Origin of the sequence: Brevundimonas lenta, assembly GCF_014196335.1 — a bacterium.
Taxonomy (GTDB): domain Bacteria; phylum Pseudomonadota; class Alphaproteobacteria; order Caulobacterales; family Caulobacteraceae; genus Brevundimonas; species Brevundimonas lenta.
On the sequence record NZ_JACIDM010000001.1, the window covers coordinates 41933 to 63893 of the forward strand.

Annotated in this window: 23 protein-coding genes and 1 tRNA gene; 11 read left to right on the forward strand and 13 right to left on the reverse strand. The window is 69.8% G+C overall.

Annotated features, from left to right (window positions below; genetic code table 11):
• Positions 1-4: 4 nt before the first annotated feature.
• The gene (scpA, locus tag GGR12_RS00225; RefSeq protein ID WP_183201616.1) at positions 5-2146 is read right to left on the reverse strand and encodes a methylmalonyl-CoA mutase; all 2142 of its coding nucleotides are present in this window, start codon (positions 2144-2146) and stop codon (positions 5-7) included.
• Entirely contained in the window at positions 2143-3537 is a 1395-nt protein-coding gene (locus tag GGR12_RS00230) for a methylmalonyl-CoA mutase family protein (RefSeq protein ID WP_183201618.1), read from the reverse strand. Before GGR12_RS00230 ends, scpA begins: the two co-directional genes overlap by 4 nt.
• Positions 3538-3692: 155 nt before the next feature.
• On the opposite strand from GGR12_RS00230, the gene GGR12_RS00235 reads away from it, so the two are divergent.
• Positions 3693-4397, forward strand: coding sequence for a glutathione S-transferase N-terminal domain-containing protein (locus GGR12_RS00235; protein ID WP_183201619.1), 705 nt, complete (start codon positions 3693-3695; stop codon positions 4395-4397).
• Between the two features lie 47 nt (positions 4398-4444).
• Here GGR12_RS00235 and GGR12_RS00240 read toward each other — a convergent pair whose 3' ends face one another.
• Positions 4445-5386: a DUF5996 family protein gene (locus GGR12_RS00240; RefSeq protein ID WP_183201621.1), complete on the reverse strand. Its 942-nt coding sequence runs from the start codon at positions 5384-5386 to the stop codon at positions 4445-4447.
• Positions 5387-5588: 202 nt separating this feature from the next.
• Between GGR12_RS00240 and GGR12_RS00245 the strand changes: the two genes are divergently transcribed.
• Complete coding sequence (locus GGR12_RS00245; protein WP_183201623.1) at positions 5589-6377, forward strand: alpha/beta hydrolase; 789 nt, start codon at positions 5589-5591, stop codon at positions 6375-6377.
• Position 6378: 1 nt separating this feature from the next.
• On the opposite strand, the gene GGR12_RS00250 is transcribed toward GGR12_RS00245, so the two are convergent.
• The 3 genes from GGR12_RS00250 to GGR12_RS00260 all read right to left on the reverse strand — a co-directional run bounded on the left by GGR12_RS00250 (position 6379) and on the right by GGR12_RS00260 (position 9667).
• Positions 6379-6939: a fasciclin domain-containing protein gene (locus GGR12_RS00250; RefSeq protein ID WP_183201625.1), complete on the reverse strand. Its 561-nt coding sequence runs from the start codon at positions 6937-6939 to the stop codon at positions 6379-6381.
• Between the two features lie 17 nt (positions 6940-6956).
• Positions 6957-7910, reverse strand: coding sequence for a hypothetical protein (locus GGR12_RS00255; protein ID WP_183201627.1), 954 nt, complete (start codon positions 7908-7910; stop codon positions 6957-6959).
• A 68-nt stretch (positions 7911-7978) separates the two neighbouring features.
• Positions 7979-9667: an alpha/beta hydrolase family protein gene (locus tag GGR12_RS00260; protein WP_183201629.1), complete on the reverse strand. Its 1689-nt coding sequence runs from the start codon at positions 9665-9667 to the stop codon at positions 7979-7981.
• Positions 9668-9719: 52 nt separating this feature from the next.
• Between GGR12_RS00260 and GGR12_RS00265 the strand changes: the two genes are divergently transcribed.
• On the forward strand, positions 9720-10016 hold the full coding sequence (locus tag GGR12_RS00265; RefSeq protein WP_183201631.1) for an autorepressor SdpR family transcription factor: 297 nt from the start codon (positions 9720-9722) through the stop codon (positions 10014-10016).
• The gene (locus tag GGR12_RS00270) at positions 10013-10387 is read left to right on the forward strand and encodes an ammonium transporter (protein WP_183201634.1); all 375 of its coding nucleotides are present in this window, start codon (positions 10013-10015) and stop codon (positions 10385-10387) included. The genes GGR12_RS00265 and GGR12_RS00270 overlap by 4 nt, the downstream gene beginning before the upstream one ends.
• Positions 10388-10460: 73 nt before the next feature.
• Here GGR12_RS00270 and GGR12_RS00275 read toward each other — a convergent pair.
• Positions 10461-10535 (reverse strand) — tRNA-Val (locus GGR12_RS00275).
• Between the two features lie 85 nt (positions 10536-10620).
• Positions 10621-10977 carry a cell cycle two-component system response regulator CpdR gene (gene cpdR / locus GGR12_RS00280; protein ID WP_183201636.1) on the reverse strand — a complete coding sequence of 119 codons (357 nt, stop codon included), beginning with the start codon at positions 10975-10977 and terminating at the stop codon, positions 10621-10623.
• A gap of 143 nt (positions 10978-11120) precedes the next feature.
• Between cpdR and GGR12_RS00285 the strand changes: the two genes are divergently transcribed.
• Positions 11121-11972, forward strand: coding sequence for an N-formylglutamate amidohydrolase (locus GGR12_RS00285; protein ID WP_183201638.1), 852 nt, complete (start codon positions 11121-11123; stop codon positions 11970-11972).
• Positions 11973-12236: 264 nt separating this feature from the next.
• On the opposite strand, the gene GGR12_RS00290 is transcribed toward GGR12_RS00285, so the two are convergent.
• On the reverse strand, positions 12237-12920 hold the full coding sequence (locus tag GGR12_RS00290) for a DUF599 domain-containing protein (RefSeq protein WP_183201640.1): 684 nt from the start codon (positions 12918-12920) through the stop codon (positions 12237-12239).
• A 202-nt stretch (positions 12921-13122) separates the two neighbouring features.
• On the opposite strand from GGR12_RS00290, the gene ppa reads away from it, so the two are divergent.
• The 3 genes from ppa to GGR12_RS00305 all read left to right on the forward strand — a co-directional run bounded on the left by ppa (position 13123) and on the right by GGR12_RS00305 (position 16648).
• Positions 13123-13686 carry an inorganic diphosphatase gene (ppa, locus tag GGR12_RS00295; RefSeq protein WP_183201642.1) on the forward strand — a complete coding sequence of 188 codons (564 nt, stop codon included), beginning with the start codon at positions 13123-13125 and terminating at the stop codon, positions 13684-13686.
• 98 nt (positions 13687-13784) lie between these two features.
• On the forward strand, positions 13785-15662 hold the full coding sequence (gene cobT, locus GGR12_RS00300) for a cobaltochelatase subunit CobT (RefSeq protein WP_183201645.1): 1878 nt from the start codon (positions 13785-13787) through the stop codon (positions 15660-15662).
• Complete coding sequence (locus GGR12_RS00305; protein WP_183201646.1) at positions 15659-16648, forward strand: esterase-like activity of phytase family protein; 990 nt, start codon at positions 15659-15661, stop codon at positions 16646-16648. The genes cobT and GGR12_RS00305 overlap by 4 nt, the downstream gene beginning before the upstream one ends.
• Before the next feature lie 7 nt (positions 16649-16655).
• Here GGR12_RS00305 and GGR12_RS00310 read toward each other — a convergent pair whose 3' ends face one another.
• The 4 genes from GGR12_RS00310 to GGR12_RS00325 form a co-directional block, all read right to left on the reverse strand.
• Positions 16656-16961, reverse strand: coding sequence for a hypothetical protein (locus GGR12_RS00310; protein WP_183201648.1), 306 nt, complete (start codon positions 16959-16961; stop codon positions 16656-16658).
• Positions 16962-17084: 123 nt separating this feature from the next.
• Complete coding sequence (locus GGR12_RS00315) at positions 17085-17681, reverse strand: demethoxyubiquinone hydroxylase family protein (protein ID WP_183201651.1); 597 nt, start codon at positions 17679-17681, stop codon at positions 17085-17087.
• The gene (locus GGR12_RS00320; RefSeq protein ID WP_183201653.1) at positions 17659-18192 is read right to left on the reverse strand and encodes a disulfide bond formation protein B; all 534 of its coding nucleotides are present in this window, start codon (positions 18190-18192) and stop codon (positions 17659-17661) included. Before GGR12_RS00320 ends, GGR12_RS00315 begins: the two co-directional genes overlap by 23 nt.
• 46 nt (positions 18193-18238) lie before the next feature.
• Positions 18239-18814: a YqaA family protein gene (locus GGR12_RS00325; RefSeq protein WP_183201655.1), complete on the reverse strand. Its 576-nt coding sequence runs from the start codon at positions 18812-18814 to the stop codon at positions 18239-18241.
• A 156-nt stretch (positions 18815-18970) separates the two neighbouring features.
• Here GGR12_RS00325 and GGR12_RS00330 point away from each other — a divergent pair, with 156 nt between their 5' ends.
• The 3 genes from GGR12_RS00330 (at position 18971) to GGR12_RS00340 (ending at position 21958) form a co-directional block, all read left to right on the forward strand.
• Positions 18971-19411 carry a VOC family protein gene (locus GGR12_RS00330; RefSeq protein WP_183201656.1) on the forward strand — a complete coding sequence of 147 codons (441 nt, stop codon included), beginning with the start codon at positions 18971-18973 and terminating at the stop codon, positions 19409-19411.
• Positions 19408-20028 (forward strand): DUF6655 family protein, encoded by a 621-nt coding sequence (locus GGR12_RS00335; RefSeq protein ID WP_425486199.1) that lies wholly within the window; start codon positions 19408-19410, stop codon positions 20026-20028. The genes GGR12_RS00330 and GGR12_RS00335 overlap by 4 nt, the downstream gene beginning before the upstream one ends.
• Before the next feature lie 79 nt (positions 20029-20107).
• Positions 20108-21958 carry a DUF885 domain-containing protein gene (locus tag GGR12_RS00340; RefSeq protein ID WP_183201660.1) on the forward strand — a complete coding sequence of 617 codons (1851 nt, stop codon included), beginning with the start codon at positions 20108-20110 and terminating at the stop codon, positions 21956-21958.
• The last annotated feature ends 3 nt before the right edge of the window (positions 21959-21961 follow it).

Sequence of the window (21961 nt, forward strand, 5' to 3'; positions counted from 1 at the left end):
CGATCTAGCCCTTCTGGGCGTAGCCCAGGCGCTGGTTCAGCTTCTCGATCAGGTCGATGGCCGTGTCGGCGATCACCGAGCCGGGCGGATAGACGGCGGCGACGCCGGCATCCAGCAGCGGCTGCACATCGGCTGGCGGGATCACCCCGCCGACGACCACGGTGATGTCCTCGCGGCCCAGCTTCTTCAGCTCGGCGATCAGCTCGGGCGCCAGGGTCAGGTGGCCGGCCGCCAGCGATGAGGCGCCGACGGCGTGGACGTTCTTCTCCACCGCCTCCTTCGCCGCCTCGGCCGGCGTCTGGAACAGCGACCCGGCCACGGCGTCGAGCCCCAGGTCGCCATAGGCGGTGGCGATGACCTTCTGTCCCCGGTCGTGGCCGTCCTGGCCCAGTTTGGCGATCAGGATGCGTGGCGGCCCGCCGTCGTTCTCGATGAAGGCGGCGACCATGTCGCGGGCGCGGCTGATCTTCGGGTTCTTGCCCGCTTCCTTGGCGTACACGCCCGAAACGGTCTTCACCGTCGCCACATGGCGGCCGAAGGCGGCCTCCAGCGCGTCGGAGATTTCGCCGACGGTGGCGTAGGCCCGCGCCGCCTCGACGGCCAGCTGCAGCAGGTTCGCGTCGGCCTTCGCGCCCGCCGTCAGGGCGTCCAGCGCGGCCTGCGTCTTCGCCTCGTCCCGCTCGGCGCGCAGGCGCTTCAGCTTGTCGATCTGCGCGGCCAGCACGGCGGCGTTGTCGACCTTCAGCATCGGGATGTCGTCGGGGACGTCGTTGAAATAGCTGTTCACGCCGACGACGGTCTGCTGGCCGGTGTCGATCCGCGCCTGGGTTTTCGCCGAGGCCTCCTCGATGCGCAGCTTGGGAATGCCGGCCTCGATCGCCCTGGCCATCCCGCCCAGCGCCTCGACCTCGGCCATGTGCGCGCGCGCCTTTTCGGCCAGCTCATGCGTCAGCCGCTCGACATAGTAGCTGCCGCCCCACGGATCGATGACCTTCGTCAGGCCCGTCTCCATCTGCAGCAGCAGCTGGGTGTTGCGCGCGATCCGGGCCGAGAAGTCGGTCGGCAGGGCCAGGGCCTCGTCCAGCGCATTGGTGTGCAGCGACTGGGTCTGCCCGCCGGCCGCGGCCATGGCCTCGACCATGGTGCGGCTGACGTTATTGAACACGTCCTGCGCCGCCAGCGACCAGCCGGAGGTCTGGCAGTGCGCCCTCAGCGACAGCGACCGCTGGTCCTTCGCCCCGAACTTCGACACCGCTTCCGCCCACAGCAGGCGGCCGGCGCGCATCTTGGCCACCTCCATGAAGTAGTTCATGCCGATGGCCCAGAAGAAGGACAGGCGCGGCGCGAACCGGTCCACGTCCATGCCGGCGTCCACGCCCGCCTTCAGATACTCGACCCCGTCCGCCAGGGTGTAGGCCAGCTCCAGGTCCGCCGAGGCCCCCGCCTCCTGCATGTGATAGCCGCTGATCGAGATCGAGTTGAACTTCGGCGCATGCTCCGCCGTCCAGGCGAAGATGTCCGAGATGATCCGCATGCTCGGCTCGGGCGGATAGATGTAGGTGTTGCGGACCATGAACTCCTTGAGGATGTCGTTCTGGATGGTCCCGGTCAGGTCCTTGTGCGCGACGCCCTGCTCCTCGGCCGCCACGACATAGAGCGCCAGCACCGGCAGCACGGCGCCGTTCATGGTCATCGACACGCTCATCTGGTCCAGCGGAATGCCGTCGAACAGGGTGCGCATGTCGTAGATGGAATCGATGGCCACGCCGGCCATGCCGACGTCGCCCTTCACCCGCGGATGGTCGGAATCGTAGCCCCGGTGCGTGGCCAGATCGAAGGCGATCGACAGCCCCTTCTGACCGGCCGCCAGGTTGCGGCGATAGAAGGCGTTCGAGGCCTCGGCGGTCGAGAAGCCGGCGTACTGGCGGATGGTCCACGGATTGCCCGCGTACATCGTCGGGTAGGGCCCGCGGTGATAGGGCGCGATGCCCGGCAGGCCGTGGATGAACTCCAGCCCGTCCAGCGCCGCGGCGTCATAGGCCGGCGCGACGTCGAGACCTTCGGGCGTCTTCCACGCCTTGCGCGCCGGACCGGTTCCGGTCGGCGACAGGTCCAGGGCGGCCTTGGAGAAATCGGGGAAGCTCATTTCGCCGCTCCTTCGGCTTCGAAGGGCGCCGCGAGGCGGATCGGGGTCAGGGGCACGCAGGCGTCGCCGCCGCCGACCGGCGACACGCGCGGTTCGGCCTCGAAGGCGCTCGGCCGCGGGTCGGGATCGACGAATTTCGTCACCCCCACCATCTGCTTGCCGCCCTTGGCTAGGGCCGTCTCCAGCACCTCGCGCGACCGGGCGATGCGCGACTGGATCAGGTGGCCGCGCAGGGCCTCCACCAGCCCGCCCTCGGCCTCGATGATCTGGAACTCGGCCCAGCCGGCCTCGGCCAGTTCGCGGGTGCGCTGATCCAGATACCAGGACCCCGCCGCCGGATCGTCGACCCGGCCCAGATTGGCCTCCTCCATCAGCACCAGCTGGGTGTTGCGCGCCTGCCGCCGGGCGAAGGCGTCGGGCCGCCCCTCGGCCCGCGTGAAGCCGTCCAGAACCACCGCATCGGCGCCGCCGACCGCGCCGGCGAACCCGGCCGCCGTCAGCCGCAGCAGGTTCGGCCACGGATCGCGCGCCGACAGCATCCGCCGCGACGACCGCGCCTCGATCAGCGCCGGCGCCTCGACCCCGAACGCCTGACAGATCGAGCGCCACATCAGCCGCAGGGCCCGCACCTTGGCGAGGCCGTCGAAATATTCCTGGTCGACCGAGACGCCCAGCACCACGCCCTTCAGCGCCCGCTCCGCCGTCATCCCGGCCTCGACCGCCGCCTTGATCAGGGCCACCGCGTTCGACGCCGCGAACGCCAGCTCCTGGGCGATCGAGCCGCCCGCCTCGTGCGCCACGCGCCCGCTGCCGAGGAAGAAGGTCGCGTCCGGATAGGCGCCCGCATGCCGCGCCGCCGTATTGGCCGCCAGCGTCAGGTGCTCCTCCATCGAGCGCGGGGCCTCGCCCGTCTCCGCAAAGGCCGATACCGGGTCCATGTGGAACATCAGCCGCGCCCGCGGCGAGCCCTTGGCCGCCACCGCCAGGGCATTGGCCGCGTCCGGGCCGTCCAGGCCGGCGTCCAGCGCCACCGCCGCCAGCTCCAGCGCCACGCCGTCCAGCGCCCTGGCCAGCGGCTCGCTGTCGGCCAGCACCGCGCCTTTCAGGACGATCGACGCCGCCCCGCCTTCCAGGTCGGCCAGCACCGCCACGTTGACCGCCGCCGCCTCGTCGCCCTCGACCAGGGTGCGCAGGTCCCAGGCGCGTCCGTCGGCGTCCGACGGCCGCGGCGCGAACACCGCCTCGACGCCCGTCGCGCCGGCGTACAGGGGCCGGGTCACCAGACCGTCGGCGTCCATATGCACCAGGCTCTCGATCGGCCGGTCCTTCAGCGCCTTCTCGGCGAGCGTCCGCCACTGGGCGGGGGAGGGGGTCGGAAACAGGTCTGACATGGCGCATCCAATGCATCGGCGGCGCGGCGGGGTCCAGTGCCGCACCCTTGCCGGGCGGCAGCCGAAGGCGGCGAAGCTTTTCAGCCACCACCCGCGTTGCAGTTGCGCTCGCCGCTTCCAACATAGGCTGACACGCCCGTTCCGGAGCCTCCCCGATGACCGACCTGTCCGCCTTCCCGATCACGCAGCGCTGGCCCGCGCAGCACCCCGACCTTCTGCAGCTCTATTCGCTGAACACGCCCAACGGCGTGAAGGTCTCGATCATGCTGGAGGAGCTGGGCCTGCCCTACGAGGCGCACCTGGTCGACATCGGCAAGGACGAGAGCCACACGCCCGAGTTCAAATCCCTGAATCCGAACGGCAAGATCCCGGCCATCATCGATCCCGACGGCCCCGATGGAAAGCCGCTGGCCCTGTTCGAGTCCGGCGCCATCCTGTTCTACCTCGCCGAAAAGACCGGCCGGCTGATCCCCGCCGACGCCGCCGGCCGCTACGAGACCCTGCAGTGGGTCATGTTCCAGATGGGCGGTCTCGGCCCGATGTTCGGCCAGCTCGGCTTCTTCAACAAATTCGCCGGCAAGGCCTGGGAGGACAAACGCCCCCTGCAGCGCTACGTCGCCGAATCCGCCCGCCTGCTGAAGGTCCTCGACGCCCGCCTGGAGGGCCGCGACTGGATCATGGGCGACCAGTACACCATCGCCGACATCTCCATGCTCGGCTGGATCCGCAACCTCGTCACCTTCTACGAGGCCCGCGACCTGGTCGAATTCGACAGCCTCAAGAACGTCCCTGCCTGGCTGGACCGCGGTCTCGCCCGCCCGGCCGTGCAGCGGGGTCTGGAAATCCCGAAGCGGGGCTAATCCCACATTCCGCTAAACCGCGCGAAAGCGGGGATCAGCGGATTTCACTACGCCGGTCGTGGCCTTCCCGGCACGCCGATCCCGCACTCCAGCGCCGGGTCCCAGCGCCCGGCGTCGGCCGCGGCGCGGTAGGTCGACTGCAGGAACGCCATCAGGGCGGCGTCCGGATCGGGCGCCGTCCGCACCGCCTCGTACGGCAGCACGAACTCGCCCAGAGCCGCCTCGAACCGCGCCGCCTCCGGCTCGGCCTTCGCCTCCCGGAAGTGGGGCGGCTCCGGGTAGGCGTACGAATAGAAAACCGCCTCCTCGATCCCCGGCCCGCCCGGCCAGAAGCCCGCGCTCGACACCTCGTGCGAATAGGCCTCGCGCGTCACCGCATCCGGCAGGTTCGGCACGCCGCCGGGATGCGGCGGCGCCGGCCGTCCCGAGAACCGCGTCACCGCCAGGTCGAAACTGCCCCAGAAGAAATGCACCGGACTGGCCTTGCCCAGAAAGGCCGTGCGGAAGGTCCGCATGACCCGGTCGGCCTGCAGCAACGCCCGCCAGAACCGCCGCGCCTGCACCGGATCATAGACGCGCGGGGCGGTGTCCTTCGTGAACGGCACGGCGTCGGGGATCTCGTTGGGCAGGCCGTGGATCGCCACCGACAGACCCGCCTCGTTCAGCAGGGTCATCACCCGCGCATAAAACTGGGCGACCGGCATGGGGACGAGGCCGATCTCGCCGACCGGTCCGTCCGAACGCAACCTCAGCGCCTGATCGATGAAGTCGAACTCCAGCTCGAACGCCCGCAGCCCATGGAACACCGGCCCGGTCGTCAGGCCGCGCGGGGTCAGATACAGCGGCGCCTGCCACGAATGATTCAACCAGGGCGTCTGCGCCAGCCGCACCTTGCCGACGATCTGGGTCCACAGATGCAGCGTCCGGCCGGTTTCGGCCCAGTCGCCGTACGGCAGGGCGGGCCACGGGTCGTCGACGGAAGCGGTCATGTCGTCTCCTCCGCCCCCGTCGTCAGGAAACGCCACTTCCGGCATATCCGCAATCTTCACGGGAGCTGTTATGGTGTCCGCGGCCTGGCCCCCGATCTCCCGTTCCGGGGCGCCGCCGCAGTATCCGAGCGCGTACCCCGTCAATTGCGGCCCGATCCGGCGTTCGCCCGCCGAGCTCCCGGATGGCCTGGAGGATACCGACATGTCCCGGACCATCATGCTGATCCACGGCGCCTGGCTGAACGCGGCCAGCTGGGAGGCCTGGAAGGCCCGCTACGAGGCGAAGGGCTTCACCGTCGTCGCCCCCGACTGGCCCTATGACGACCGCCCGCCCGCCGAACTGCGCGCCTCGCCGGATCCCAGGCTGGCGAAGGTCGGCCAGGTCGCCATCTTCGACCATTACGACCGCATCATCCGCGCCATGCCGCAGGAGCCGATCCTGATCGGCCACTCGCTGGGCGGCGTCATCGTCCAGCATCTGCTCGACCGCGGCCTCGGCGTGGCCGGCGTGGCCATCGATCCCGCCCCGACGCCGGGCGTGCCGCTGGGGCCGCACGCCATCGCCTCCGCCCTGCCGGTCTTCTCCGACGTCTTCAGCGGTTCGAAATCCAAGGTGATGACGCGCAAATTCTTCGGCGAGCGCTTCGCCCAGACCGCCCCGCGCGACCAGGTCGACGCCCTCTACGACCGCTACATCGTCCCGACCCCCGGCAAGGTCTACTGGGACGGCGTCACCGGCGCCTCGGGCCACATCACCTGGGATAACCCACGCCGCGCCCCCCTGCTGCTCATCGGCGGCGAGCTCGACCTGATCGCCGACGCCTCCATGACGCGCGGCATCTACAACAAACAGAAACAGGCCCCGTCGCGCACCGACCTCAAAATCTTCGAGGGCCGCTCGCACTGGACCTGCATGGACGCCGGCTGGGAGACCGTCGCCGACTATGCCCTCGACTGGGCGGTCGAGAACCAGCGCGCGCCGGTCGGCTGACTCAGGTCGCTGGCGCGGCGGGCTTCAGCAGTACGCCGTCCAGCGGTTGCAGCACGCCGTTGCTGGCCAGCTCTTCATCGCCGGTCAGCCGGGCGGTCGCGCCGTCCGGCCCGGTCACGACGATGGTCTCACCATCGCGGGTGAAGGTCAGCATCCCGTCCGCCATGGTGCGCATTTTCGCGCCGCCGGCGCCCGCGCGGTCGATCGCCGCGCGGATGTCCTGCCGCGTCAGCGCGCCGGGCACGATGTGCGCCCGCAACAACGCCGCCGCCTCCGCCTTCGCCGCCTCACCTGTCAGGTCGCCGCCGGCCGTGAAGGCGGCGTTCGTCGGCGCGAACACCGTATAGGGGCCGACGCCTTCCAGCACCGACGCCAGGCCCGAGTTGGTCGTCACGCTCTCCAGCGTGTCGAGGTCGCCCTCGCCCTTCAGGGCCACAGCCAGGTTTTCCGACGACGGCCGCGCCGCCTCCGCCCCGGCCGTCTTGCCGTCGTCCCCGCCGCTGCACGCAACCAGCGTCAGGGCGGCCACGGGCGCGAGCGCCCGGCGCATGATGGATCGCATCTCGATTCTCCGGTGGCTCAGGTCAGCAGCTGGATGGCGGTCTGGATCAGCCGCGTGGTCGGATCGACCTGGTACACATAGCCGTCATTGTAGCGGTACCAGCGGTCCGGCCCGTCGGCGTACTGGTTCCGGTAGGCATAGGGCACGTTGTAGACGTCGTACCCGGTCGGCATCGCCTGACCGACGTTCCACTGCTGGCCGGTCAGCAGGGCCGCAACCTGGCCGATGGCCTGGGTCTTCGGATCCAGGCCGTACAGGACACCGTCCGCATAGCGGTAATCGTAGCGGTCGTTCAGCCGGTAATAGTCGACATAGTACCGGGGCGCAGGCTGGTAGGCGTACTGCGCCGGCCACGCGTTGCCCAGGCCCAGCGCGCCGCCCAGAACCGGCAGATAGCCCAGCAGAGAGCCCTGCTGGTTCATCCTGTACAGATAGCCGTCGTCGTAGCGATAGACGTAGCCGTCGTCCCGACGGTCCCACAGATAGTCGTAGCGGGCCCGCGCGATCCGTTTCGCCTGCCCCGGAGGCAGGCAGCCATTGTGCTTGCGGGCAAGGCCAGGCGGGCACCCGGCGATCAGCCCGCGGTCGGGCTCGCGTCGCAGCACCAGCACAGGTCCACGGTCGTCCACGACCACGCGGCGCCGGTCCACGTCGCCAGTGATGGCGCGCACCTCGCGCTCGACCTGGCGCTCGATATCCGGGCCGCGCGCATGCTGGCGTCCGCCGCCATGGTCGTCACGCCCCGGGCCGCGATCCTGCCCGCGACCGTTTCCGCGATCGCCGCCTCCCCGGTCGTCGTGACCCCGGCCACGATCATCCGGCCCGCGGTTGTCATGGCCGTCATGGCCGCGTCCCTTGCCGCGGTCCTCGCCGTGATTGTCGTGTCCCCGCCCGTTATTCTGGGCCGAAGCGATCCCGGGCGCCGCGAGCGCCAGGGCCAATACGCCGGCCAGACAGATGGTCGTTTTCATCGGAACTCTCCTGATGGGAGGTCCGAACGCCCGTTTTTCCTGGCGGTTCCGGTTTGACCTTCGACGTCTCAGGGCGTCGCGCGGGCGAAACCACGCTCTGCGAGCCAGGTCGAAATGGTCGCCAGCGCCAGCGGCGCCATGGTCTCTTCGATCTCGTAATATTCGCCGATCGCGCCCGTCCGGGCGGTCTGCATCAGGTGGTTGAGGTCGGGCAGCTCCAGCACCGTGGCGTCGGGGTTGCCGGCCAGGGCCGCGCGCAGCCCGGGCAGGTTCTGCGGGGCCGGAACCTGGGTGTCCTTCGATCCGACGATCGCCAGCACGGGCGCCGAAACCTGCGCCAGCCAGGCGGCCGGATCGACCTTGAGGATGCGCTGCATGTCGGGACGGGTCGCAAACGCGGCCTCGCCCTGCGCCGTCTCTCGCGGCAAGCCGACCGAGACCAGGAAGATTTCGACCTCGGCCGCGCCCGCCTCCGGCGTCTCCGCCGCCCGGACGATGTCATAGACGGCCCGGCGCAGGGCGCTCTGCTGCTCGATCATGGCCTCCGGCAGACCGCGCGCCCGGGACGTCTCCTCGCCCTGTTTCAGCAGCAGGTCGTAGACCGGCACGCCGGGACCGGCGACCTGCACCACGAACGCCGCATCCGCCCGCTCGGCCGCGACCATGGAGGCGACGATCCCACCTTCGGAATGGCCGATCAGGCCGATCTTGCCGACGTCCGGCCGCGCCTGCAGGACGTCCATGCTCGCCTCGACGTCGTCGGCGAAGTCCGGAAGCATGGAGGTTCTGAACACCCCCGTGGAGGCGCCGACGCCCCGATCGTCGCAGCGCAGCGCACCGACGCCGTTCCGCGCCAGGTGATCGGCCAGCACCAGGAAGGGCCTGTGCCCGACCATCTCCTCATCCCGGTCCTGCGCAGCCGTTCCGCTCAGCAGGATGGCGACGGCGTGCGATCCCGGGCCCTGCGGCAGGGTCAGGGTACAGCCCAGGCGCACGTCGGCGGCGGCGTTGGCGATTGAAATCTCCTCGGTCCGGTAGGGCCATGGCGCCGTCGGCGTCTGCGGCCTGCGCGGCTCGCCGTCGTCATTGCGGACCAGCTCCAGCGGAGCCCCGCTTCCCGGCGCGCCGAACGTCCCCTTCAGGGTTCCGGCGGCGGGATCCAGCGCGCCCTGGAAGCCCAGGCCCGCGGCGGGCGCGGTGAAGGCGACGGCGTCGCCCTGTCGCGTCAGAGGGTTCACCGGAATGCCGATCTCCACCAGGTGGGGCAGGTCCAGCAGCGCCCAGGTGCCATGCTCGTCTGTGTCGACGCGGAGGATGACCCGCGTCTGCACCCCGCCCTGGCTCATCACGCCCTCCCAGCGGCCATCCAGGCCGTCGACGACCGGCAGGCCGAGGAAGCCCGCCGTCCAGGCCATGTCGATTCCGCTGTTGGGGGTCTGGAACCGCCCGACCCAGGCGCCGGCGGCCTCGTCCCAGCGCCCCTCGAACCGCCGCGTGCCGCCGCGGTACGAGAACGCCAGCACCCCGTCCTGAAGGGTCACCTGGTCCAGCGGAAAGTCCCGGATCCCGTTGTCGGGCAGGTCGATGTCGCCGACGAAGGCGCCCGACGCCGTCTGCTCGATATGGATCGCCGCGCGGGTTCCCCGGGCGCTGATCACCCCCTGCCAGTCGCCGGCCGGCGACGCCGGATCGGCCAGGGCGGCGGAGGCGGCGAGCAGCGCAAGGGCGCAGGCCGCAAAGGCGATGATCGGCTTCATTTCAGGGGCCCCGGACTTGATTTCATTTCGATGATTAGCTAATCATCACATTATGAGCCAGGTTTTCAAGGCCCTTTCTGATCCCACCCGCCGCCGCGTGCTGCAGCTGCTGCAGGACGGCCCCATGAGCGCGGGCGAGCTCAGCGACCATTTCGACGTCTCGAAACCGACCATGTCGGCGCATTTCGCGGTGCTGAAGGAGGCCGACCTCGTCCACGCCGAGAAGGCCGGCAAGTCCGTCATCTATCACCTGAAGCTTTCGGTGCTCGAGGAAGCACTGCTGGGCTTCGTCCATTCGTTCGGCCTCGGCGCAGAGGCGCCGCAGCCCAAAAAGGAGACTGCGCGATGAAGAAGGAACTGATCCAGGACATCGCCTCGGGCGTGGGCATTCTCGTCCTGGCCCTGGGCGCCAGCCTCGCGCGCCAGCAGGGCTATATCGACGAGGACGCCACCATCCGCATCGTGCTGTGCGCCATCGGCCTGCAGATCGCCTGGTTCGGCAACCGCATGCCCAAGCGCATCGCGCCCAGCAACGCGGCCCGCAAGGTCACGCGCGTCGGCGGCTGGTCGCTGGCGCTGAGCGGCCTCGTCTACGCAAGCTTCTGGGTCTTCGCCCCGATCCCGGTCGCCGTCGTCGGCGGCTGCGCCGCGGTCATCCTGGGGATCGCCGTCACGGTCTTCTACTGCCTGTCGCTGCGGTCGAAGGCGAACGCCGCCTGATGGGCGACACCCGGACGCGAGTCGGTGGCTGGCCCGAATGGGTCAGCTAACCGTCTGGATTGTCAGAAGGAAATGGTGGACGCGACAGGGATTGAACCTGTGACCCCTACGATGTCAACGTAGTGCTCTCCCGCTGAGCTACGCGTCCGCCTTAACGGCCCTGGAGACAAGCCCCGGGGCGGGAAGGCGCGGTCTATAACCCGCAGTCCTCGCGGACCGCAAGGGGCTTTTGATCAAGCCGCGACCATCCGTTCCACTTCACCCACCAGGTCGCGCAGATGAACCGGCTTGGACAGCACCTTGGCCTGCGGGCTGGCCTGGGCCGCCGACAGGGCGACGGCGGCGAAACCGGTGATGAACATGATGCGAATGCCCGGCTGACGGGCGGCGGCGACGCGCGCCACCTCGATCCCGTCGGCGCCCGGCATGACGATGTCGGTCAGCAGCAGATCCCACGGACCCTGGTCCAGCGCGTCGATGGCGTCGTCGCCGTTTTCGCAATCCACCACCGAGTGTCCGGCCCGCTCCAGCGCGCGCGTCAGGAAGCCCCGCAGCGAATTATCGTCCTCGGCCAGAAGAATACGCGCCATGTCAGTGAGTTCGCCCCGAGATCAACGTTCGCCCAAACGTTACGCCCCTACTGGTAAATCCGCCATGAAAATCCCCCCACGGGAGTCTGCGTAATCGTGGACGGGCTGTGGACGCTCTCGCGAAACGCGCTATGGCGAAGGTGATGACGCAGCCGCTGGACATCGCCGGGGCGGAACACGACCAGGGCGTCTTCGTCCTGGCCCGCCCGGATGCGCCCGGCCGCTTCATCTTCGCCTCGCCTCATTCGGGCGCGGACTACCCCGCCGATCTGGGCGCAGCAGCCGACCTGTCCGAAAACAGCCTGCGCAGCGCCGAGGACGCCCTCGTCGACCAGCTCATCGCGCCGGGACGCGGTCACGGCGCAGTCCTGATGCTGGCCCGGCTCGGCCGCGCCTATGTCGACCTCAACCGTGACCCGGCCGATTTCGACCCCGCCCTGATCGAGGGTCTGGACGGGATCGGCTCCGCCCGCGCCGCCGCGGGCTACGGCGTCCTGCCCCGCCTCGCCGGCGACGGCAGCCCCCTCTACGCCCGCCGTCTGACGCTGCAGGAGGCCCGCGCCCGCGTCGCCCGCGCCCATGCGCCGTGGCACGCGGCCCTGTCGGCCGAGATGCACGCCGCCCGCGACCGCTTCGGCGAGGCGGTGCTGGTCGACTGGCATTCGATGCCGGCGCGCGCCACCCAGTCGCCGGGCGGGCCGCGCGGCCCCGACGTGGTGCTGGGCGATCGCCACGGCTCGTCCTGCGATCCGGAGCTGACCCGGCGTCTGCGGCGCGGCTTCGAGGCCCTGGGCTGGCGCGTGGCGCTGAACCATCCCTACGCCGGCGGCTGGACCACCCAGACCTGGGGCCGGCCCGAAGAGGGCTTCCACGCCGTCCAGATCGAGCTGAACCGGGCTCTCTATTTCGACGAGGCCGCCCGCCTGCCGGGGCCCGGCTGGGCGCGGGCGCAAAAGGGCGTGGCGCGGGTCATCGCCGACCTGCTGGCCGACTGACCCTCCGGGCATAAAAAAAGCCGCGCCCGAAGGCGCGGCATTGAAGTCTTTAGGGAGGAAACGCCCAGGAAGGGCATGACGCCTCGCGGCGTCGAAAATGAAGCTAGTGTGCAGCGCACAAATCGTCAAGAAGCCATTTCGCACCTGCGGTCACGCAGTGTAACGGCACACTTCTGTCACAACCTGGTCTCGTAACCGTTTTCAGCGGAAAGTTTCACCGGCATCGGCCCGCGAGTGCGAACAAGCGTGACCTTGACTCGGGTCTCAGGGCTCCAGAAGCCGCCGCGCGCTGCGGATCGCCCGCGCCGCCGGCGACGCCGCCTGACGCCACACCAGCAGGCAGAAGGCCGCACCCACGCCCAGCGCCAGCCACAGCGGGCCGAACAGCCAGGCCGCCGCCGCCAGGGCGAAATAATAGCCCCGCACGCCCTGGCTGAAGGTGCTCAGCGCCGGGTTCAGCAGATTGGTCGCCGCCTCGCCCAGCGCCACCCGGTCGGCCTCGGTGTGGATTTCGGGGGCCGCCCCGATCAGGGCCAGGGTGTAGTTCATCTGGCGCAGCGCCCAGATGAAATCCAGCAGGCCGCGCACCAGGCAGATCAGCACCAGCGCCAGCTTGGCCTCCAGCAACCGCGTCGGCACCGCCTCGGCCCCGACCGACGCGAACCCCGCCAGCGCCGACGGCCCGCCGAACAGAATCCCCGCCACCGCCGCGATCAGCAGCAGGTTGGTCGAGGCGAAGAAGCTCGCGGAATTGATCGAATGGCCCATTAGCTGGCTGTCGACCAGGCGGATTTCGCGATGGGTCATCGCCGTCATCCACACCCGCCGCACGATCATCATATCGTCGTTCAGCGTGCCGCTGCGGTGCGCCAGCAGGTTCAGCAGCGGGCCGTAGCCCAGCCAGCAGAAGAAGAAGAGGGCCAGGGCCGCATAGTCGAAACTGGTCATCGCCGCTCCTTGCCTCGAATGCGCACACTCGCCTGCGTCGCCGCCGGGCTCAAGCGATCTCGACGGAAAGTCCGCCCCTCGCGGCGCCCGTCCGTCCGCCGTGCGTTAACCCCTGGGGCCTTATCCCGCCTTGCTTCGGGCGCCGTGGGCGCTTATCACGCGCGCCTCCCCGTTTCGCAGTTGCAACATAGACGAGTCCGTCATGAACCTCGACGCCATCCCCGTCGGCCCGAACCCGCCCTGGGACGTCAACGTCGTCATCGAAATCCCGCAGGGCGGCCTGCCGGTGAAGTACGAAATGGACAAGGAGTCGGGCGCGCTGTTCGTCGACCGCTTCCTGCACACCGCCATGTACTACCCGGGCAACTACGGCTTCATCCCGCACACCCTGTCGGACGACGGCGATCCCTGCGACGTGATCGTGCTGAACCCGACCCCGGTCGTGCCGGGCTGCGTCATCCGCTCGCGCCCGATCGGCGTGCTGAAGATGGAAGACGAAGCCGGCGGCGACGAGAAGATCCTCGCCGTCCCGGTCGACAAGCTGAACCCCTACTACACCGACATCGCCAGCTACCGGCAGCTGCCGGCCATCCTGGTCGAGCAGATCGAGCACTTCTTCACCCGCTACAAGGATCTGGAGAAGAACAAGTCGGTCACCGTGAAGGGCTGGGGCGACGCCGGCGAAGCCGCCGAGCTGATCGCCGCGGGCGTCCGCGCCCACCAGGAAAAGCTCAAGGCCTCCGGCAAGGCCGCCAACGCGGCCTGATGCTTCGGCACAGCTGAAAATCAGAGGCCCCGACGGTTACGTCGGGGCCTTTTTCGTTCCGGCTGGCCCCGGCCCGGCGCGCACGCTATCTCCCTGCCATGGCCGCCGCCGAAACCCCCGCCGAACTGTTCAAGCGCGCGCTCGCCCACGCGGCCCGCGCCCTCGCCGAACAGTCCGAGCTCGAGGTCGTCTTCGGCTCGGACGGGCCCAAGCTGGTCAACGGGGTCCTGACCCTGCCGCATCCCCCGCGCGACCCCGGCGCGCCGGAAAGCGCCACCCTGCGCGGCCAGGCCGACCGCCTCGCCCTGCGTCTCGCCAATCACGACGAGGGCCTGCACGCCCGCCTTCGCCCCGCCGACAGCCGCGCCGCCGAGGTGTTCGAGGCCGTCGAGCAGGCCCGTGTCGAGGCCGTCGGCTCCACCGCCCTCGCCGGCGTCCGCGCCAATATGAACGCGGCCCTGCTGACCCGGCTGGAGAAGACCGGCGCCCTGCGCGTCACCGACGCCGACCGCGTTCCGGTGCCCGAGGCCGTCGCTCTGCTGGTGCGCGAGCGTCTGACCGGCCAGCGCGCGCCCGACGGCGCCGGCGCCCTGCTGGACCTCGTCCGCAGCGAACTGGAGAACAAGGCCGGCGCGAAGATCGACGCCCTGGCCGAGGTCGCCGGCGACCAGACCGCCTTCGCCGAACGGCTCAAGGACGTGCTGCGCGCGCTGGACATGGATCCCGGCGACGGACGTGGCGAGGACGCCTCCGAGGACAAGGGCGACGAGGAGCCCGATCCCCAGGACCCCGACGCCGCCGATCCCGAGGATCAGGAAGAGGACGACGCCGGCGGCGGCGAAGGCCAGTCCATGGACGGCTCGACCGACGACCAGACGGCCGGTGAGGAACGCGACGCTCGCCCCGACGGCTCCCCCGCCGATCCCGACGGCGACGCCTCCGACGAGGGTCCCGATGTCAACGAAGGCTCCCTGCCCAATCGCCAGCAGACCGCCGACGACGGCCGCCACATCGACGTCTACCGCGTCTTCACCCAGGCCTATGACGAGGTCGTCGACGCCGCCGACCTGTGCGACCCCAACGAGCTGGAGCGCTTGCGCTCGCTGCTGGACCAGCAGCTGACCGCCCTGTCCTCCGTCGTCGCCCGTCTGGCCAACAAGCTGCAGCGCCGCCTGATGGCCCAGCAGAACCGCAGCTGGCATTTCGACCTGGAGGAGGGCGTGCTCGACACCGCCCGCCTGACCCGGATCATCACCGACCCGACCAGCCCGCTCAGCTTCAAGGCCGAGAGCGAGAGCCCCTTCCGCGACACCGTCGTCACCCTGCTGCTCGACAACTCCGGCTCCATGCGCGGCCGGCCGATCATGGTCGCCGCCGTCTGCGCCGACATCCTGGCCCGCACGCTCGAACGCTGCGGGGTCAAGGTCGAGATCCTCGGCTTCACTACCCGCGCCTGGAAGGGCGGCCAGAGCCGGGAAGCCTGGATCACCGCCGGCAAGCCCGCCAACCCGGGCCGCCTGAACGACCTGCGCCACATCATCTACAAGGCCGCCGACGCCCCGTGGCGCCGCGCGAAGAAGAACCTCGGCCTGATGATGCGCGAGGGCCTGCTGAAGGAGAACATCGACGGCGAGGCCCTGCTCTGGGCCCACGACCGCCTGATGGGCCGCCCCGAGGCGCGCCAGATCCTGATGGTCATCTCCGACGGCTCGCCGGTCGACGACTCGACCCAGTCGGCCAACGCCGCCCTCTATCTCGACAAACACCTGCGCCAGGTCATCGAGCACATCGAGACGCGCTCGTCGGTCGAGCTGCTGGCCATCGGCATCGGCCACGACGTGACCCGCTGGTACCGCCGCGCCCTGACCATCGTCGACGTCGAGCAACTGGGCGGCGCCATGATCGAGAAACTGGCCGAACTGTTCGACACCCAGACCGTGGCCGAGAAGCCCGCCCGCCGCCGGAAGGCTGCGTGAGGAACGTCCGGCGGTTCGCCGCCGTCGTCGGCCTGCTGATCCTCACCGCCTGCGCCGCCACCGCGACCGTCGCCCCGCCCCTGTCCGGCGCGCCCGGCTGGATCGCCTCCGCCGCCGAAACCCGCCCGGTCGGCCTCGGCCTTCCCGGCGGCGCGCAACTGGCCGACGGCGTCCGCTTCGCCGGCGGGGTGGAGCTGGTCGCCGCCCCCGCCTCGCCGCTGCACAGCCTGTCCGACCTCAAGCTGACCGGCCCCGACGCCTTCGTCAGCGTCACCGACGCCGGCGACCTGATCCGCGGCCGCCTCGTCTTCGACCGCAAGGGCGACCTCGCCGGCCTCGCCGGCCTCGAACACCGCCGCCTGACCCTGCTGGACGGCGGCCCGATCATGGACAAGGCCGATGGCGACGCCGAGGGCCTGGCGATCACCCGCGACGGCGACCTGCTGATCAGCTTCGAGCGCGACCACCGCATCTGGAACTATGGCCCGGCCGACCAGCCCGGAACGCCCCGCAGCGTCCGCATTCCCGACTTCGCCTTCACCCTCAACGACGGCATTGAGGGACTCTCGACCTCGCCCTCCGGCTGGCGCGCCGCCGGAGAGAGCGGCGGCGTCTGGGACTGCACCCCTGCGGTCTGCGTCGAAATCTCGGCTCCGCCTGCGGCCCCGCTCGTCGACAGCGACTACCGCGTCACCGGCATGGACCGTGATCCGTCCGGCGACGGCTTCTTCGTCGTCCAGCGCTCCTACACCCCGCCGGTCGACGCCCGCGCCCGCATTCGCCGCATGGCCCCCGACGGCAGCCTCGGCCCTGTGCTGGTCGAGCTGAAACTCCCCGGCACCACCGACAATTTCGAGGGCGTCGCCGCGGTCCGCCACGGCGACGGCGTGCGCCTCTACATCCTGTCGGACGACAACAGCAACGAGGTCCAGCGCACCCTGCTGCTGGCCTTCGACGTCGTCACCCGCCCCGCCCGGAGGTCATGACCGGCGCTCAGCCCTCGACCGGGACCGTGCGGCAGCGGCGGACGGGGAAGCGGCGAGCCGGCAGCTCGACATAGCGGCACACCTGACGGGTGCGCGGCTCTTCCGCGACGGCCCCGGCCTCAGGCTCGGCTTCGGGCTCGACTTCGGATTCCGGTGCGGCGTCCGCTTCGGTCGCGGCTTCAACCGAAGCTGACGGCGGAGCCGGAACCGGGAGCGAAACGGGCTGGGTGGGAGGCTGGGCCGCGACCTGGACGACCGGTGCGGGCGTCTGGGACTGAAGCGCGGCGATAAGGGCCACAACTGCGATCAACATGGCTGGACGTTCCCCGTGTGAAAGGAAGACAGCCTGAGGATGACTCAGCTTTTCGCACTTGCAACATAATTGTTGCGTTTGCTCAGTCGACGGGATCGGAAACCTCGATCCCGGCCGGGGGCTCTACACCCGCTCGGACACCTTGATCGCGGCCCTGCACCCCGCCTTGATCACCGCGCTCAGCAGACCGTAACCCGGCGCCTCGCGGCTGCCGTGGTCCACCGCGTGGTCGTGGTGCGCCAGTTCCTCGTCGCGGAATTTCGTCAGTTCCGCCGCCAGGGCCGGATCGCGGTCCTGCAGTTCGGCGATCTGGTCGGCGTAGTGTTCCTCGATCACGCTCTCCACCGCCTCGGTGCAGGCGTGAGCGACCTTCTCGCCCATCAGGGCCGTGCCGGCGCCCAGCGCCATGGCCGCCAGCCGCCAGACCGGCGTCATCACCGTCGGCCGCACCTTCTCGGCGTTCAGCAGCGCCTCGAACCGCTGCAGATGCACCGCCTCCTGGCCGCGCATCTCCTCCATGTCGGCGGCGATGGCGTCCTTGCCCTTGCGGCCCTCGAACACGGCCTGCTGGGCGCGATAGATATGGACCGCGGCGTATTCGCCGGCGTGATCCACGCGCAGGATTTCCGCGCGTCGGCGCTTGCTCGCGCCCACGCCCGGACGGGGCAGCGGAACGCGGCGGGCGTCGCTCACGGGATCAGGGTCGCGGGGCGCGGGCATCCTTGGGCCTCTTGGCGGCGAGCAGGCTGAACACGGCCAATGCGATGGAGATCAGCGCGTTCCATCCTGCCATGGACAGACCGGCGAAGCGCCACGTCACCGCGTCGCACATGGCCACCCGTTCGATCGGTCCGGTGCCCAGCGCCAACGCCGCCATGCTCTCCAGATCGACCGAGCCGCCGCCGGCGCAGGTCGCCGGCAGGTCCCACCACTTCATCTCGCCGCCGAAGTGGAAGACGGCGGTGACCGCGCCGGTCGTGAACACCACCGCCAGCAGGAAGGCGGCGATCCGGGGCGTGCCCCGGCTGCCGCGGCTGACCAGGTGCCACAGGGTAGCGGTCAGGGCGATGGCCACGGCGCCCCAGTACACTTCCCGCTGCTTGAGGCAGAGGTTGCAGGGCGCAAGGCCGCCGAAGCGCTCGAACGCATGGGCTGCGCCCAGCAACGCCAGCGAAATGGCGAGGGCGAAGGCGGTCCACCACCGCGTCAGGAGTCGATAAAGGCCTCTCATCGGACGATGTTCATAGCCGGGCTCAGGCCGTCCGTCGATGCGTCGGTCAGAGAAGCTTCACCGCGAAGAAAGCGGCGACCAGCACGGCGATTCCGATGAAGGTCCAGAGCGCCAGTCGCTTTTCGACCATGGCCAGCACCGCCGGCCCCCAGGTTTTCAGAATCCAGGCCTCGAGGAAGAAGCGGCCGCCGCGCGTCACGGCGCACAGGGCGACGAAGAGGGCGAAGTTGAACTGGAAAATGCCCGAGGCGATGGTGATCAGCTTGAACGGGATCGGCGTCAGGCCCTTGATCAGGATGACCCAGGCCCCGTGCTGCTGGAACAGCGCCTTGGACGCCTCGAACGTGTCCGCCTTGCCCAGCCAGCTCAGGATCATCATCCCGACGTCGGTCAGGAAATAGCCGATGGCGTAGCCGAGGATGGCGCCCAGCACCGAGGCCAGGGTGCAGACCCCGGCGTAGAAATACGCCCGGTCCGGCCGCGCCAGGATCATCGGCGCCAGCATCACGTCCGGCGGTATCGGGAAGAACGAGCTTTCGGCGAACGACACCGCCGCCAGCGCCGGCGTGGCGTGCTTGCTGCGGGCAAGCTCGAAAACCCAGTCGTAAAGCTTGCGAAGCATGCAACCCCCGGCCCGGCCCGACGAAAGCGGCCGTCCATCGCGTCTAGCAGGCGGCGCGCGCCGACGCATCCGCCGAAACCGTCCGTGAGTCGCGATCGCGACGAACCGCCGCTATAGAGGCCGCCTGCCGCCGCCTCTCCCCGGGACCGGAACACCATGCGCTATCTGCACACCATGGTCCGCGTGACGGACCTCGACGCCTCCCTCCGCTTCTATTGCGACCTGCTGGGTCTCAAGGAGATGCGCCGCATGGACAACGAGGCGGGCCGGTTCACCCTGGTCTTCCTCGCCGCCCCCGCCGACCACGCCCGCTCCGACGCCGAGCGATCCCCGGAGGTCGAGCTGACCTACAACTGGGATCCCCAGCCCTACGACGGCGGCCGCAATTTCGGCCACCTCGCCTACAAGGTCGACGATATCTACGCGGCCTGCCAGCGGCTCGCCGACGGCGGCGTGACGATCAATCGTCCGCCGCGCGACGGCCACATGGCCTTCGTACGGTCGCCGGACGGCATCTCCATCGAGATTCTGCAGGAGGGCGCAGCGCTGGCGCCGGCCGAGCCGTGGGCGTCGATGCCGAACACCGGGAGTTGGTGAGTCACTTGAGAGCTTTCGCCTTCGTCCCGCTGGCCCTTCTGGGCCTGACCGCCTGCGCCTCCACCACCGAGACCTATCCGGGTCGCACCGCCACCGAGCAGCTGCTGGTCGCGCGCGCCGCCGACCGCGCCGTCGAGGGCCTGAGCCTGCCGATCCCCAAGGGCTCGCGGGTCTTCGTCGACGACGTCTATTTCCGCGCCGAAAACGCGCCCTACGCCGTCAGCGCCATCCGCAACGCCCTGTCCACGGGCGGCTATGCGCTGGCCCCCAACAAGGGCGAGGCCGACGCCGTCCTCGAACTCCGCGCCGGCGCCCTGTCGCTGGAGCAGATGCGCCGCGTCTTCGGCGTCCCCGAGATGCGGGTCCCCATCAACGACAGCTTCAACGTCGTCTCCATCCCCGAACTGTCGGTCTACAGCCGCCGCGACCGCGTCGGCGTCGCCGAGTTCTCCGCCTTCCTCTACGAGCCCAAGACCGGCGCCCCGCTCGGCGCCATCGTCCCCATGACCGGCGAATTCCGCATCCGCAGCCACAAGCTGCTGATGATCGTCGCCTGGGGCCAGCAAAGCGTCGAACCCGGCCAACGCGACCCCGGCGACAGCTGGCGACAGTTCTAAACCAGCCTTTCGCCAACGTAACTTGCGCCCCGCTCGCCGAGCGGTGAAGGTCGCGCCCTCGGTTTTCCGGAGGATTTCCATGCGTCGTCTGCTCGTCTCCACCGTCGCGGCCGCCGCCGTGCTGACCGGCGCGCCCGCCGTCGCCCTCGCCCAGGCCGCGCCCGCCGCGGTCGCACCCGCGCAGAGCGAGGACGCCCGCCTGGCGGCCTTCTTCGAGGAGGCCTTCCAGCAGTCGATCGCCCTCAGCCCCGAGGCCATGACCTCGCTGGGCATCAGGACCGACTACGGCAAGCTGGACGACTACACCGACGCCGGCGCCGAGCGCGCCCAGGCCCTGGCCGAGCGCCAGCTGGAGCAGATGAAGTCGCAGTTCGACTTCAACGCCCTGAACCCGCAGAGCCAGGTCAGCTGGCGGCTGTTCGAGCACGCCGTGGTCGAGGGACGGCTGCAGAACCGCTGGCGCGACTGGGGCTACCAGTTCGCCGCCAACCGCAATCCGACCACCGGCCTGCCGGTCTTCCTGATCAACGAGCACGCCGTCGACAGCGTGTCGGACGCCGAAGCCTATGTCTCGCGCCTGAAGGACAGCGAGCGGGTCATGGGCGAGATCGCCGACGAGCTGCGCGAGCGCGCGGGCGGCGGGGTCATCTCCCCCAGCTTCGTCTTCGCCCCCTCCATCGCCAACACCCGCAACGTCATCTCCGGCGCCCCCTTCGACGGCGGCGCGGACAATCCGGTGTGGGCGGACTTCCAGAAGAAGGTCGGCGCCCTGGACGCCGATCAGGCGACGAAGGACCGCCTGCTGGCCGACGGCCGCGCCGCCCTGACCGGCCAATGGAAGCGCGGTTATGAAGGCGTGCTCGCCGCCCTGACCGAGGTGCAGCAGCAGGCCGACGTCATGCCCGACCGCGAAGGAGGCGTCTGGCGCCTGCCCGAGGGCGAGGCCTTCTACAACGCCCGTCTGCAGCTCTCGACCACCACCGACCTGACCGCCGACCAGATCCATCTGATCGGCCTGGTCGAGGTCGATCGCATCCACGACCAGATGCAGGCGATCATGGATCAGGTCGGCTTCACCGGCACGCTGCAGGAGTTCTTCACCCTGCTGAAGACCGACCCGCGGTTCCAGTATCCGAACACGCCCGCGGGCAAGGAGCAGTACCTCGGCGACGCCCGCGCCTTCATCGCCCAGGTCATGGCGGCGGCGCCCCGGTACTTCAGCGACCTGCCGGAAGCCGCGCTGGAGGTCCGCGCCGTCGAGCCGTGGCGCGAGGCCACCGCCTCCATCGCCTTCTACAACGCCCCGGCGCCGGACGGTTCGCGGCCGGGCATCTACTACGTCAACCTGTCCGACATGACCCAGGTGCTGAAGCCCCAGATCGAGGGCATCACCTATCACGAGGGCGCCCCGGGCCATCACTTCCAGATCGCCTACGCCCAGGAGATGCGGGACCTGCCGTCGTTCCGCCGCTTCGGCGGCTACGGCGCCTACGCCGAGGGCTGGGGCCTGTACGCCGAGCAGCTGGGCAAGGAGATGGGCTTCTACCAGGATCCCTATTCGGACTTCGGCCGCCTCTCGACGGAACTCTGGCGCGCCGTGCGTCTGGTCACCGACACCGGCCTGCACGCCAAACATTGGACCCGCGAGCAGGCGATCGAATATTTCCGCGCCAATTCGCTGCTGTCCGAGCGCGACATCGTCAAGGAAGTCGAGCGCTACATCACCAATCCGGGCCAGGCGACCAGCTACAAGATCGGCGAGCTGAAGATCCGCGAACTGCGCGCCAGGGCCGAGGCCGCGCTGGGTCCGCGCTTCGACATCCGCGACTTCCACGCGGTCGTGCTGGGGTCAGGATCGGTGCCGCTGGACGTGCTGGAGACCCAGGTCGACGCCTGGATCGCGGCCGGCGGCGGCGCGCCGGCGCTGTAACGC